9 protein-coding genes are annotated in these 12,753 nt (G+C 62.3%); 4 read left to right on the forward strand and 5 right to left on the reverse strand.

Annotated features, from left to right (window positions below):
• Positions 1-6: 6 nt before the first annotated feature.
• Positions 7-660: a deoxyribose-phosphate aldolase gene (gene deoC, locus CCICO_RS01975; RefSeq protein ID WP_018018785.1), complete on the forward strand. Its 654-nt coding sequence runs from the start codon at positions 7-9 to the stop codon at positions 658-660.
• Positions 661-2,295 (forward strand): phospho-sugar mutase, encoded by a 1,635-nt coding sequence (locus CCICO_RS01980; RefSeq protein ID WP_018018786.1) that lies wholly within the window; start codon positions 661-663, stop codon positions 2,293-2,295.
• A gap of 215 nt (positions 2,296-2,510) precedes the next feature.
• On the opposite strand, the gene CCICO_RS01985 is transcribed toward CCICO_RS01980, so the two are convergent.
• Positions 2,511-3,941, reverse strand: a complete 1,431-nt coding sequence (locus tag CCICO_RS01985) for a GuaB1 family IMP dehydrogenase-related protein (RefSeq protein ID WP_018018787.1) — start codon at positions 3,939-3,941, stop codon at positions 2,511-2,513.
• A gap of 149 nt (positions 3,942-4,090) precedes the next feature.
• A complete protein-coding gene (locus tag CCICO_RS01990; RefSeq protein WP_018018788.1) occupies positions 4,091-4,747 on the reverse strand; it encodes a biliverdin-producing heme oxygenase in 657 nt (218 codons plus the stop codon).
• 395 nt (positions 4,748-5,142) lie between these two features.
• Here CCICO_RS01990 and CCICO_RS01995 point away from each other — a divergent pair, with 395 nt between their 5' ends.
• On the forward strand, positions 5,143-7,866 hold the full coding sequence (locus CCICO_RS01995; protein WP_018018789.1) for an ATP-dependent Clp protease ATP-binding subunit: 2,724 nt from the start codon (positions 5,143-5,145) through the stop codon (positions 7,864-7,866).
• Between the two features lie 9 nt (positions 7,867-7,875).
• Positions 7,876-8,046: a DUF4236 domain-containing protein gene (locus tag CCICO_RS02000; protein WP_018018790.1), complete on the forward strand. Its 171-nt coding sequence runs from the start codon at positions 7,876-7,878 to the stop codon at positions 8,044-8,046.
• Positions 8,047-8,283: 237 nt separating this feature from the next.
• On the opposite strand, the gene CCICO_RS02005 is transcribed toward CCICO_RS02000, so the two are convergent.
• Genes CCICO_RS02005 through CCICO_RS02015 form a run of 3 tightly spaced genes read right to left on the reverse strand, consistent with a single transcriptional unit; the run spans position 8,284 to position 12,741 of the window.
• Positions 8,284-9,597: an HtaA domain-containing protein gene (locus CCICO_RS02005; RefSeq protein ID WP_018018791.1), complete on the reverse strand. Its 1,314-nt coding sequence runs from the start codon at positions 9,595-9,597 to the stop codon at positions 8,284-8,286.
• Positions 9,598-9,630: 33 nt separating this feature from the next.
• The gene (locus tag CCICO_RS02010) at positions 9,631-10,719 is read right to left on the reverse strand and encodes a heme/hemin ABC transporter substrate-binding protein (protein WP_018018792.1); all 1,089 of its coding nucleotides are present in this window, start codon (positions 10,717-10,719) and stop codon (positions 9,631-9,633) included.
• Positions 10,720-12,741, reverse strand: coding sequence for an HtaA domain-containing protein (locus tag CCICO_RS02015; RefSeq protein WP_083878230.1), 2,022 nt, complete (start codon positions 12,739-12,741; stop codon positions 10,720-10,722).
• Between the last annotated feature and the right edge of the window lie 12 nt (positions 12,742-12,753).

Consider the following 12,753-nt stretch of genomic DNA (forward strand, 5'->3'; position numbering starts at 1 on the left):
TACCACATGAGCTTGAACCGAGCAGAACTCGCCCGCTACATTGACCACACCCTGCTGAAGCCAGAGGCCACCCGCGCCGACTTCGAGGCCCTGGCCAGCGAGGCCGGCGAGCTTGGCGTGTTCTCCATCTGTGTCTCGCCCTCCGAGCTGCCCATCACCGCCCCCGAGGGCGTGGCCGTGGCCACCGTCTGCGGCTTCCCCTCCGGTGCTGTGCACTCCGAGATCAAGGCCGCCGAGGCAGCGCTGTCGGTGCAGCAAGGAGCCGACGAGGTGGACATGGTGATCAATATTGCCGATGCCAAAGAGGGTGACTTTGAGGCCGTGCAGGCCGATATTGCTGCGGTGCGCTCCGCCATCCCGAACGCGCTGCTGAAGGTGATTATCGAGTCGGCTGTGCTGAACGAGGACGAGATCGTGGGCTGCTGTAAGGCCGCAGAGGCCGCCGGTGCGGACTTTGTGAAGACCTCCACCGGCTTCCACCCGGCCGGCGGTGCAAGCGTGGAGGCTGTACGGCTCATGCGCCAGACCGTGGGCGATCGCCTCGGAGTGAAGGCCTCCGGCGGGATCCGTGATCTCGCCACCGCCCAGGCCATGATCGACGCCGGTGCCAGCCGCCTCGGCTGCTCCTCCTCCGCCGCAATCTTGAAGGAGCTGGACTAAATGACTATCGATAGCACCCGCATCAGCGATTGGATCGCACACGATCCCGATCCCGCCACCGCCGCCGAGCTGAAAGCTCTCCTCGATGCCGGCGACACCGAGGAACTAGCAGCACGCTTCTCTGGGCCGCTGGAGTTCGGCACCGCCGGCCTGCGCGGCCGCTATGAAGCTGGCGAATCCCGTATGAACGTGGCCACCGTCTCCCGCGCCACTGCCGGGCTGGCCGCGTGGCTGACCTCCAAGGTCGAGCGCCCCGTGGTGGTGATCGGCTGCGATGCCCGCTACGGCTCCGCCGAGTTCCACCAGGCGGCCGCGGAGATCTTTGCCGCCGCCGGCTGTATCGTGCACCTGATCCCGCCGCAGCTTCCCACCCCCTTCACCGCCTTCTGTGTGCGTTACTTCGATGCCGATGCCGGGGTGATGGTGACCGCCTCTCACAATCCGCCCAAGGATAACGGCTACAAGGTGTATCTCGGTGGCCGTGTGGTGGATGGTGATGCCGCCAAAGGTGTGCAGCTCATCAGCCCGGCAGATAAAGACATCGCCAAGCTCATTGCGGCAGCCCCCGCCGCTGATGAGATTGTACGCCGCAAGGAAAACATCGAGCCGGTCGATGAGTCCGTGCTGGAGGAGTACCTCTCCCGTGCGGTGAGCCTGCGTCGCGGCAGCGGCGAGTCGGATCTGCCTATCGTGTTCACCGCGATGCACGGTGTGGGCGGAGAGGTCCTCGATACTGTGCTCTCCCGCGCCGGGTTCACCAAGGTGACCGCCGTTGCCGAGCAGCGCGAGCCGAACCCCGATTTCCCCACCGTGTCCTTCCCCAACCCGGAAGAAGACGGCGCGCTGGATCTGTCCATCGCCACTGCACAGCGCAGCGGCGCAGAGCTGATTCTGGCGCTCGACCCCGATGCGGATCGCTGCTCTGTGGCGATCCCTACCGCCGAGGGCTGGCGCCAGCTGTCCGGCGACGAAGTGGGGGCGGTATTGGCCGAGGACATCGCCCGCACCTGCGCGGGCAGCGGCGCTACCCTAGCGGCGTCGATCGTGTCCTCGCGCTTGCTGGGCAAGGTGGCCGAGCGTCACGGGCTACGTTTCCAGCCCACCCTCACCGGCTTCAAGTGGATTGCCCGCACCCCAGAGATGGTGATGGGCTATGAGGAGGCGCTGGGTTATTGCACCGACCCGGAGGTGGTGCGCGACAAGGACGGCATCACAGCTTGCCTGCGCGTCGCCGACGTGGCGGATAGGCTTCGGGCCGAAGGCAAGAGCCTGCAGGACTTCCTCGATGAGATCGCCGCGGACTATGGGCTGTATGTGACCTCGCCGCTTACCTTCCGCATGTCCGATCCAGCCGATATTGCCGCCGCGCTGGAGAAACTGAAGACCACCCCGCCCACCAGCTTGGCTGGGGCCACGGTGACGGACTTCTCGGATCTTTCCGAAGGTTTCCGCGGCCTTCCGCCCACTACCGGCTTCTGGGTGGAAACCGATGGTGGCGACCGCATCGTGGCCCGCCCCTCCGGCACCGAGCCGAAGCTCAAGTGCTACCTGGAGGTTATCGCCACGGATCGCCCAGCTGCGGAGCAGCGTCTCGCCCAGCTGAAGACAGAGTTCGCGGCAGCCCTCGGGTTGTAGACGCTTGAGGTTCTCAAGCCCTTAAGGGCCGCAAGTCTCGAGGTCGCAACGGCACAGGGGCCCGCCTCGCGCTACTGCCCCGCGCTCCCGCCCCGCGTGACTGGCGCGCCAGCTTTATAGACTCGATATCGACGGCAGCATCCTGCAATCTGCAGGGTGCTGCCGTCGTGCGTGTACCGGTGGCCTCGCGTGGACGAGTTCTAGGGGCGCCCGATCTAGCCGCGCGAGGAGCGTGGCTGTCCCTCTTGGTAGCCGGCAGCAGACTGGATGCCCACCACGGCACGCTCATGAAACCGCGGGATGGAGTCCGCGCCGGCGTAGGTGAAGGAGGAACGCACACCACTGATGATGGAATCCACCTGGTCTTCCACTCCGCCCCGTGCAGGGTCGATGTAGATGCGGGCGGAGGAGATGCCTTCTTCAAACATTTCGCGCCGGGCGCGCTCGAAGGCCTCGGTGCGCTGGTTGCGGTTTTCTACCGCACGCCGTGAGGCCATCCCGAAGGACTCCTTGTACATGCGTCCGTCCGCGTCGTGCATCAGATCGCCGGGGGATTCGAAGGTGCCCGCAAACCACGAGCCGATCATGACATTCGACGCGCCCGCAGCCAAGGCCAAAGCCACGTCGCGAGGATCGCGGACCCCGCCATCGGCCCACACGTGCGCTCCGAGCTCCTTCGCTGCGGCAGCGCATTCAAGCACCGCCGTGAACTGCGGGCGGCCTACGCCCGTTTGCATCCTGGTGGTGCACATAGCCCCTGGGCCCACACCGACCTTGATGATGTCCGCCCCAGCCTCCACGAGATCCCGTACGCCCTCGGCGGTGACGATGTTGCCGGCCACGATAGGCACGCCCGGATCCATTGCCCGCACCCGCTTCACCGCAGAGATCATTGAGTCTTGGTGGCCGTGTGCGGTGTCTACCACCAGTACGTCGGCCCCAGCGTCGATAAGCACGCGTACGCGCTGCTCAATATCGCCATTGATGCCGATGGCGGCGCCCACCCGCAAACGGCCTTGTGCATCCACCGCAGGGGTGTACACCGTGGCCCTCAGCGCAGACGTGCGCGTCATGATCCCAGCCAGGCAGCCGTCGCTATCGACTACCGGGGCGAGTTTGCGGGAGGCATCACGCAGCCGACTAAAGGCTTCTTGGGGCTCGATGTTCGCAGGCAGAGTAAGCAGGGAGGTGGCCATGAGTGCGCCCACCTGGGTGAAGTTATCGGCGCCCAGCAGATCCTTTTCCGTAATCAACCCCACCGGCTTATCCTCTGCCACCACAATGGCGGCGCCGTGGGCGCGCTTGTGAATGAGGTGGCGGGTGTAGCCCACCGTGTGGTGCGGCTTCACCGTGATCGGGGTGTCGAAGGTGAGGTGGGCGGCTTTGACCTCGCGGATCGTGTCGGCGGCGATCTCTGCGGGCACATCTTGCGGCAGGATAGCCAGCCCGCCGCGGCGGGCGATGGTCTCCGCCATGCGTCGACCAGCAACCGCTGTCATGTTCGCCACCACCAGCGGGATGGTGGTGCCGGTGCCGTCGTGGGTGCTTAAGTCCACGTGCATCCGCGACCCCACGGAGGAACGCGAGGGCACCATAAACACATCGGAGTAGGTCAGTTCATGGGTGGGCTGTTCAAGAAAGCGCATGCCCCGTACTTTACGTGCAGGCCAGGACACCGCCGTGGGCCGCCGTGTGTGAAGCGCTAAGGCGAGAGCCCGCATTCCAACCAGAAAAACCGTCTGCACGCAGCGGTGACACGGCGTGTAGACGGTGATTGAAACAGGTAAAGGTGGGCCTAGATTCCCGTGAGCTCTTTGAGATCACCGAACACTTCCATGTTGTGGCGGAAGGCGCGACCGGCCTCGTCGAGCACCCGTTCGCGCTGCTCATCAGTGAGCTTGAGGTTATCCAGCTTCTCGCGGTAGGAATCCTTGTACTTTTTGGGCTTATCGATGCCGAGGAAACGGTAGAAGTTCAGTGCGTTTTCATCCACCCCGTAGTGGCGCTTGAGCATCACCGCAATCACCTGGCCGCCGGAGAGATCGCCGAGATAGCGCACGTAGTGGTGCGCCAGGGCAGCAGGGCCATCGGCCAATGCGCCGATCTCCGCCAAGCGGACGCAGTAGCGGGCGGTGGCGGGCAGCATGGTGAGGTTCTCCCGCCAATCATCCGAACCGTGCAGGGCGCGTAGGTCCTGGCGTAGCTGCGGCAGGCGCATCAGGGTTTCGTCATAGATGAGCGCAAAGATCGGATCGTTTTGCAGCCCGCGGCTCATGGATTCCAAAGCAGCGTAGAACTGGTAGGTCTGCTCGAGCAGAGCTGTGTAGGCGGAAACATCGAGCTCACCGCCGACGACCTTCTTGATGAACTCGGCGTTTTCCGCCAAGTCGTGTGCCTGGGCGGTAGAGGCCTTAAGTGCTACGGACAAAGGCTCAGCAACAGAGGCAGTCATGGGGGTCCTTTCAGCGAAGGTGGGGCGGTGGTTACTCCCACCGCCGCGGCGCCGGGCCTTCAGTCACGTGCCTAGCGCAGCAGAGGGGAGGGAGTTCAACCCCCGAAGGAAATGTTACAGTGTAGCCTAACCTTATAGTTTTCTGAGGGCAAGGAGCGGCGGTGAGAATCTTTGGGCTTAGCGCTTGTGTTCGCTACAGGCGTACACCTTTACAAAGGCCGCGTGAGCTGCATCAATGCCCGCCCGACTGCTGTGTGAGTGCACGGTGTAACCGGCGGTGGGGATGCCCACCGCCGCGCGCGCGTTAGAGTGTGTGTAGCGAATGACACCAGTTATATGAGCGCCGCGCGGGTTTTCGTGCGGGGCTTATGAGTAAAGGGGACATAGACAACACCATGTTTGAAAGATTCACCGATCGAGCCCGCCGAGTGATCGTCCTGGCACAGGACGAAGCTCGCATGCTTAACCACAATTACATCGGCACCGAGCACATCCTGCTCGGTCTTATTAGCGAGGGCGAAGGCGTTGCGGCGAAGGCGCTGGAGTCGATGGGAATCTCCCTCGACGCTGTGCGTCAAGAAGTCGAGGAGATTATCGGCCACGGCACTCAGCAGACCAGTGGCCACATTCCCTTTACGCCGCGTGCCAAGAAGGTGCTGGAGCTCTCCCTGCGTGAAGGGCTGCAGATGGGGCACAAGTACATCGGTACTGAGTTCCTTCTGCTCGGCCTCATCCGTGAGGGCGAGGGCGTAGCCGCCCAGGTGCTGGTGAAGCTCGGCGCGGATTTGCCGCGCGTGCGCCAGCAGGTTATTCAACTGCTCTCCGGTTATGAGGGTGGCCAGGAAGGCTCTGAGGATGAGGGTGGCGCCGCCCCCTCCGGCGGCAAGGTGCTCGGCGCGGGCGCCGCAGCCGGGGGCCGCGGCGGTGGCGGTAGCGCCGGTGAGCGCTCTAATTCTTTGGTCTTGGACCAGTTCGGCCGCAACCTCACCCAGGCTGCCAAGGAAGGCAAGCTGGATCCCGTAGTGGGTCGCGAGGACGAGATCGAGCGCATCATGCAGGTGCTGTCTCGTCGTACGAAGAACAACCCCGTGCTCATTGGTGAGCCCGGAGTGGGTAAAACCGCCGTGGTTGAGGGATTGGCTCTCGACATTGTTAATGGCAAGGTACCGGAGACTCTCAAGGATAAGCAGCTGTACTCGCTGGACTTGGGGTCACTCGTGGCCGGTTCGCGTTATCGCGGTGACTTCGAGGAGCGCCTGAAGAAGGTGCTCAAGGAGATTAACCAGCGCGGCGATATCATCCTGTTCATCGATGAGATCCACACGCTTGTCGGCGCAGGTGCTGCCGAGGGGGCGATAGACGCCGCCTCGCTGTTGAAGCCGAAGCTGGCTCGCGGTGAGCTGCAGACCATCGGTGCTACCACTTTGGATGAGTACCGCAAGCACATCGAGAAGGACGCCGCTCTGGAGCGTCGTTTCCAGCCGGTGCAGGTGCCCGAGCCCTCGGTGGAAGACACCATTGAGATCCTCAAGGGGCTGCGTGACCGCTACGAGGCTCACCACCGCGTGTCCATTACTGACAGTGCACTCGCTGCCGCCGCCAACCTCTCGAACCGCTACATCAACGATCGCTTCCTGCCGGATAAGGCAGTGGACTTGATTGATGAGGCCGGTGCCCGTATGCGCATCAAGCGCATGACTGCCCCGGATTCCATCCGTGAAGTGGATGAGCGTATCGCTAGCGTGCGCCGCGAGAAGGAAGCCGCTATCGACGCCCAGGACTTTGAGAAGGCCGCGGGTCTGCGGGATAAGGAACGCAAGCTGGGCGAGGAGCGCGCGGAGAAGGAAAAGCAGTGGCGCTCCGGCGACCTAGAGGACATCGCCGAGGTCAGCGAGGAGCAGATTGCTGAGGTGCTGGGCCACTGGACCGGTATCCCGGTATTTAAGCTCACCGAGGAAGAGTCTGACCGCCTACTCCACATGGAAGAGGAGCTGCACAAGCGCATCATCGGCCAGGACGATGCCGTCAAGGCTGTCTCCCGCGCCATCCGCCGCACCCGCGCCGGGTTGAAGGATCCGAAGCGCCCCAGCGGCTCGTTCATCTTCGCCGGCCCCTCCGGTGTGGGTAAGACGGAGCTATCGAAGGCTTTGGCCGAGTTCCTCTTCGGCGAGGAAGACGCCCTTATTCAGATCGACATGGGCGAGTTCCACGACCGCTTCACCGCCTCCCGTCTCTTCGGTGCTCCTCCCGGATATGTGGGCTATGAAGAGGGCGGCCAGCTCACCGAAAAGGTGCGCCGCAAGCCGTTCTCTGTGGTGCTGTTCGACGAGATTGAGAAGGCCCACAAGGAGATCTACAACACCCTGTTGCAGGTCCTTGAGGATGGCCGCCTCACCGACGGCCAGGGCCGTGTGGTGGACTTCAAGAACACGGTGCTCATCTTCACCTCTAACCTGGGCACCCAGGACATCTCCAAGCCGGTGGGTCTGGGCTTCACCGGTTCCTCGGAGATGGACCACGATGCTCAGTACGAGCGCATGAAGCAGAAGGTGGATGATGAGCTGAAGAAGCACTTCCGCCCCGAGTTCCTCAACCGCATCGACTCCACCGTGGTGTTCCACCAGCTCACCCAAGATGAGATTGTGCAGATGGTGGATCTGCTTATCTCCCGTGTGGAGCAGGCCCTTGCGGAGAAGGACATGGGTATCGAGCTCACCGATAAGGCCAAGAATCTTCTGGCCAAGCGCGGTTTCGACCCGGTTTTGGGTGCCCGCCCGCTGCGTCGCACCATTCAGCGCGACATCGAGGACGCCCTCTCTGAGCGCATCCTCTTCGGCGAAGTCGGTGCCGGTGAGATTGTGACTGTGGACGTGGAAGGCTGGGACGGCGAGTCCAAGGACACCGACGGTGCCACCTTCACGTTCACTCCGCGCCCGAAGCCGCTGCCCCAAGAGACCTTCTCTGAGATTTCTCCCGAAGCCGCTGCCGCCATCAAGGATGTCAGCGACGCTGCGGAGGAGGACGTCCCCGAGTCCGATAGCACTGTGGTTCCCTCTGGCGTAGGCGAGGAATCTACTGACAACAACGAGGGCGAGCAGCCCAACGGCGAGCAGAACTAGGAGATCAGCATGGGCATCACGTTCCGTAAGCGCCAAAAGGTAGGCAAGAACTCCTGGATCAACCTCTCCGGCTCGGGCGCTTCGACCTCCACCAAGGTCGGGCCGGTCACCTTCAACTCCCGTGGCGGAGTGTGGGTGAACCTTCCTGGCGGCCTCACCTATCGCGGCCGCTGGAAGTAATCCTGCGTCAAAGCTGAGACTCCTCACCGCACAGCACTCGCTTGGCGGTGGGGAGTTTTTTCGCGCTTATCGACGCCATCCTCCACCATCAGCTGCGCAGTGGTGTGGGGGAATCGAATGCACAAAAAGAACTGCTCTCCTTCCCCGTGACGAGATGGGAGAAGGAGAGCAGTGGTCTATCTAGCGCGGATGATGACGATGGTGTGAAGAACCATCAGATTGATACTCGGAAAGCCGTTAGACGCTCTTACGCCGGCTCGCGAAGAAGATAGCTGCCGCGCCGGTGAGCACCAGTCCGAGAGCCATACCCGCGATGCCCTTCACCGAGGCGCCAGTATTGGCGAGTCCCGAGGACCCGTGGCTCTTGTCGGCGTTGGCCCCACCATGTGGACCGTTACCATTCGCAACGCCAGCCACTTCATCGCCCTTGGTGGGGGAGTCCTTCGCCTCGCCGGTGCCCTTTGATCCCTTGGGATCCTTAGTAACACTAGGCTTCTTGTTGTTTCCCGGCTTGGTGTCCCCGCCGGGCGGCGTTTCCTCGCCAGGCTTGCTGTCGTCGCTGGGCTTGGTGCCTTCTTCTGGTTTCTTGCTATCACCCGGCTTGCTGTCTTCGCCCGGTTTGGTGTCGTCGTCAGGTTTGGTGTCTTCGCCCGGTTTGGTCTCGTCACCCGGCTTGGTGTCGTCACCAGGCTTGGTCTCGTCACCGGGCTTGGTGTCGTCACCGGGTTTGGTCTCGTCGCCCGGCTTGGTGCCTTCGCCCGGCGTGGTGTCGTCTCCGGGTTTGGTCTCATCGCCCGGCGTGGTCTCATCCCCCGGGGTGGGAGCCGGCTCCGGCTGGGGCTCGGGCTTCTCGCAGTGTTCGCCGAAGGTAACAGAGCCCACCTTCAGCGCGGAAACAGGCTCCTTCTCGTTGTTGTAGAAGCCTCCGAAGGCCTCTTTGCCCTTCTCAGTCAGGTAGCCTTCACCTTTGCTTGTGAAGCTCACGCTCTTTCCCCACTCGCCAGTGAACGGGTCCGTGAGGGTCCATTCGGCGAAGGGAATATTGCTCAGGCTGACCCAATCACCGATGGTCGTGGTATCCACGTACTTTCGGTACTTTGCGTCAACGTACATCACTGCTTTGGAGCCAGCGATCTCGAGCCGGAAGTTAGAGAAGGTGTTGTCCAGAATCGGGGTGCCGTCGTGGACGTGGCCAGTGAAGTGGAGACTGCCCGGAACAGTAAGCGTCACCGAATCGGCCTTCGTGGAGTTCGCTTGGGCGGACGTGAACGTCCAATTTTTTCCACCGCCGGCGTCGGTTACAGAACCAGTGGCCTCAATTGACCCCCTAGCGATAGGGCTAGTGATGTAGCGAACAAAGGAATCACGCAGACTCCAGTTGAAGCTGCCGCTGGTGGCGGAGAGCACCTGATTTTCGGCGACACAGTTCTTTTCCTGGACCACCTCGGCGAAGGCGGTTGCAGGGGTCATAGAGATGGCAAGTGACGCAGAGACTGCACCGGCAAGTGCCATGCGGCGTACTCGGGCGCGGGACGAGCGGTTCGGAGACATAGGGTACGGATACCTTTCGGTGTGTAGTCGGTATTACTGCGAGTTGGGATTGTAAAGAGCTGTGGCGAAGGCAAGAATCATCTCGCCAGTTTGCGGTCCAAAGCTCAACGCTTGGCTGTCCGCGATGGTGATAAAATGCTGGTTCTTCGCGGCCTCTGTCTCGGCCACGCCAGGGCGGGCGAGCATGCCATCAACACCACCGGTGGACTCAAGACCCTTGGACATCATCACGATCACATCGGGGTTGAGCTTGGCGAAGGCTTCGGCGTTGGCGGGGACCATGTCAGAGACATTGGCTTCCTTGGCCGCATCAACGGCCCCGACTGACTCGAAGAGTTCTGCGGTGCCACTATCTGGACCGAGGATGAAGAACACCCCGGACGAGCCACGCACATACACGAAAGCAGCACGCGGGGCGTGTTCGGGAGCGATCTCGCTGACAGCCTCGATCGCTTCATCGCGTTCCTTCTCGGCGCGTTCTGCCAGCTGTTCGCCCTCCCCATCGAGGCCGACGATGCCGGCAATAGTGCGGATGTCGTCGCCAATCGACGCCATCGTGCGGCTGGGGTTGATCACCACCGTGGTTACTCCAGCGTCGCGGAGCTGGTCGATAGCTTCATCTGGGCCGATGGAGTGATCCACAATGATGAGACTCGGGTCAAGGGCCAGCACCGCTTCCACATTGATGTTGTGGCCACCTTGAGTCACTACCGGCAGGTCTTCCAAGCTGGGCTCTTCGGAGCTGACTGTGCGGCCCACGATATTGGCCCGCAAACCCAAGCCAGCGATCGTGCGGGAGGTGGTGCCGTAGAGGTCAAGAGGAAGAATACGAGAGACGTCGGTGACGGTGACGTCATAGCCATCGGAATCGCTCAGCTCCACGGGAAGTTCAGGAGTTACCTCCTCGGCGATGGGGGTGACATCCCCTACCAGTTGGGTCTGGACAACTCCATTTTCTCCGGTCTCGGCTGAGCTATTTTTGAGGTTGTGCAGTGCCTGCTCAAAGCTGGTTTGTTGGGCATTGGCGGTGTTAGAATTCTCGCCCGAGGTGGACACGTTTAAGCCACATCCGGCGAGCAGAACAGAGCCGATGAGGCCGAGTGCTGCGAGGCGGATTTTCACTTAGGCTCCCTTCTTCTGTCGCACAGTGAGATAGCTGGTTCCGGCAGCGGCGAGGACAAACACAAGACCGCCGGCAACAAGCTGCCACGGGCTCATTCCTTCACTGACGGATGCCAGAGCAGTTCCTTTCTTCTTTTTGTTCTTAAAGTCCACGTCCTTGCCTTCTTCGAACATGGATTCCTCATCGCCTTCGGCAATGTCCTCTTCATCGATCACGCCATCGCCGTTAAGATCCACGGCACCAACGCCGTCTCCACTGGCGAGGGCGTCAGCGCCGCCAATGGAGGCCATCCCGCCGGTGCCTCCGGCGGAGCTGGACGTGGATGCAGAACCGTCCGAGCAGGCGGAGCTGCCGCTGAGTGTGGCTCGGAAGTTCACCGGATCCATCGCAGTGCCTGGGGGATAGAACTCGGCGAAGGCACGGGAGCCAGCCTGGGTGAGGATGACGTTGGCGGAGCCCGAGACCTGTGAATCATTGGCGTTGAGGCTGCTTACCTGCAGGGTTCCGATTGCTACCTCGCCGAAATCGGATCGTTTACCGGAGGTGTCCGAGGAGCTGACATTGGCCACCAACTGTCCGGAATTACCCTTGATCACCACGCGGGGGTTGCGGATTTTCATATCTAGCTTCCCCTTGTGGCCATTGAAAGCCACCGTGCCGGAGGTTGCGATCGTGCCTGCTTTCGCGCTGGGATCGAAGCTGCCCGAGCTGCCGGAGAAGACAAAGGTGCCGCCATTATCGCTGGCGCCGCTCGTGCGCCAGCCGCCTTTAGCGATGGAGCCTCGAATGTAGCTGCGGAAGGATTGCTTCACGCCCCAGGCCACTTGGCTGGAGGAGACCGCATTGCAGGTGCGGGCAGTGCTTGCTTGTGTAGCCGGAAGCGCTGCGGCGGTGGTGCCTCGCGGATTGCCGGAGGCGCCGGGAGCGTTCGGGGGAACGATCCCGCCATCCGGATCGGTGTTGCCAGGGGTATCTGCACCCCACGGAACCTCACCGAAAGGATCGCCGCTCGGCGGAGTTGGGTTGTCGCCACCAGGCTGCGGCTTCTCAACGCCGCCGCCATTTCCGCCGCCGGGATTCGGCCGGGGGCCAGGGCGAGAGGAGTCGCCACCAGAATTCGGTGGGGTGGGCTTGGGGGCGCTACCGCAGGCCTCCTTCACCTTGATGGTGAGGGTGACGGGATCCAGGGAATCACCGGCGGGGTAGAAATTGGCCAAGGCATCAGAGCCTCGCTGGGTGATGCGTGCTGTGGCCACATGGCTACCAGAGCTCGTAGGGCTGGACCGAAACTCGAGGTCAGCGAAATGCACCTCGCCGTCGAGGCCTTTGACCGGATTGCCCTCGGTGTCTTGGGTGTACATGGAGGCGAAAAGCTTGCCGGTGCGCGCAGAGGTCATCTCTACCGCGGGGTCTTCAAAGATGGTTTTTAGAAGTCCATCGTGGCCGTTGAATTGCACGGATCCTTTACTACGGATCAGGCCACGCACCTTATCGGTGGTCACGAACCCCTTGTCGATAGGAAAGACGAAGCTGCCGTTTGTCTCCTTCGCCGGGGCGCTCACCTTCCAATTGCCCTTGGCGATGGGGCCGGTGATGTACTTTCGGAAGGATTCCCGCACACCCCACGAGAGCTCGCCGGAGACATTCACCCCTTCAGACGCGGAGCAGCGTCGTGGGGAAGAAGGAGTAGGGGAGCTAGTGGTTGATGGGGTGCTGGTCTCCCTGGGCGGGTGTGCTTCCGAGGTGCTGGGGCGCGGTGAACGCCCAGATGAACCCCAGAGATCCGACGAGGATGAGCCGTGAGAACGAGTGGGGGTTGTGCTCGGCTGCTCATTGTCTGCAGCCTCGGTGGTTTCTATGTTTTCGCTGGTTTCGGCGACGTCTGTGGTGTCGTCATCGGCCGATGCCGTAGGCGCTAGTGGCATGACACAAGCGGCGGTTAAGGCTGCCGCCGCTAGCCCCGCTGCGAGCCGACGCTGGGTGCGCTGCCGACGAACGCGGGGCAGAAGTGAGATGGACATACTCACCCCTCC

This window comes from Corynebacterium ciconiae DSM 44920 (genome assembly GCF_030440575.1).
GTDB lineage: Bacteria > Actinomycetota > Actinomycetes > Mycobacteriales > Mycobacteriaceae > Corynebacterium > Corynebacterium ciconiae.

Excerpts from the sequence above, each read along its gene's own strand:
- deoC (WP_018018785.1), top strand. The coding sequence starts at position 7 with ATGAGCTTGAACCGAGCAGAACTCGCCCGCTACATTGACCACACCCTG.
- CCICO_RS01980 (WP_018018786.1), top strand. The coding sequence starts at position 661 with ATGACTATCGATAGCACCCGCATCAGCGATTGGATCGCACACGATCCC.
- CCICO_RS01985 (WP_018018787.1), bottom strand. The coding sequence starts at position 3,941 with ATGCGCTTTCTTGAACAGCCCACCCATGAACTGACCTACTCCGATGTG.
- CCICO_RS01990 (WP_018018788.1), bottom strand. The coding sequence starts at position 4,747 with ATGACTGCCTCTGTTGCTGAGCCTTTGTCCGTAGCACTTAAGGCCTCT.
- CCICO_RS01995 (WP_018018789.1), top strand. The coding sequence starts at position 5,143 with ATGTTTGAAAGATTCACCGATCGAGCCCGCCGAGTGATCGTCCTGGCA.
- CCICO_RS02000 (WP_018018790.1), top strand. The coding sequence starts at position 7,876 with ATGGGCATCACGTTCCGTAAGCGCCAAAAGGTAGGCAAGAACTCCTGG.
- CCICO_RS02005 (WP_018018791.1), bottom strand. The coding sequence starts at position 9,597 with ATGTCTCCGAACCGCTCGTCCCGCGCCCGAGTACGCCGCATGGCACTT.
- CCICO_RS02015 (WP_083878230.1), bottom strand. The coding sequence starts at position 12,741 with ATGTCCATCTCACTTCTGCCCCGCGTTCGTCGGCAGCGCACCCAGCGT.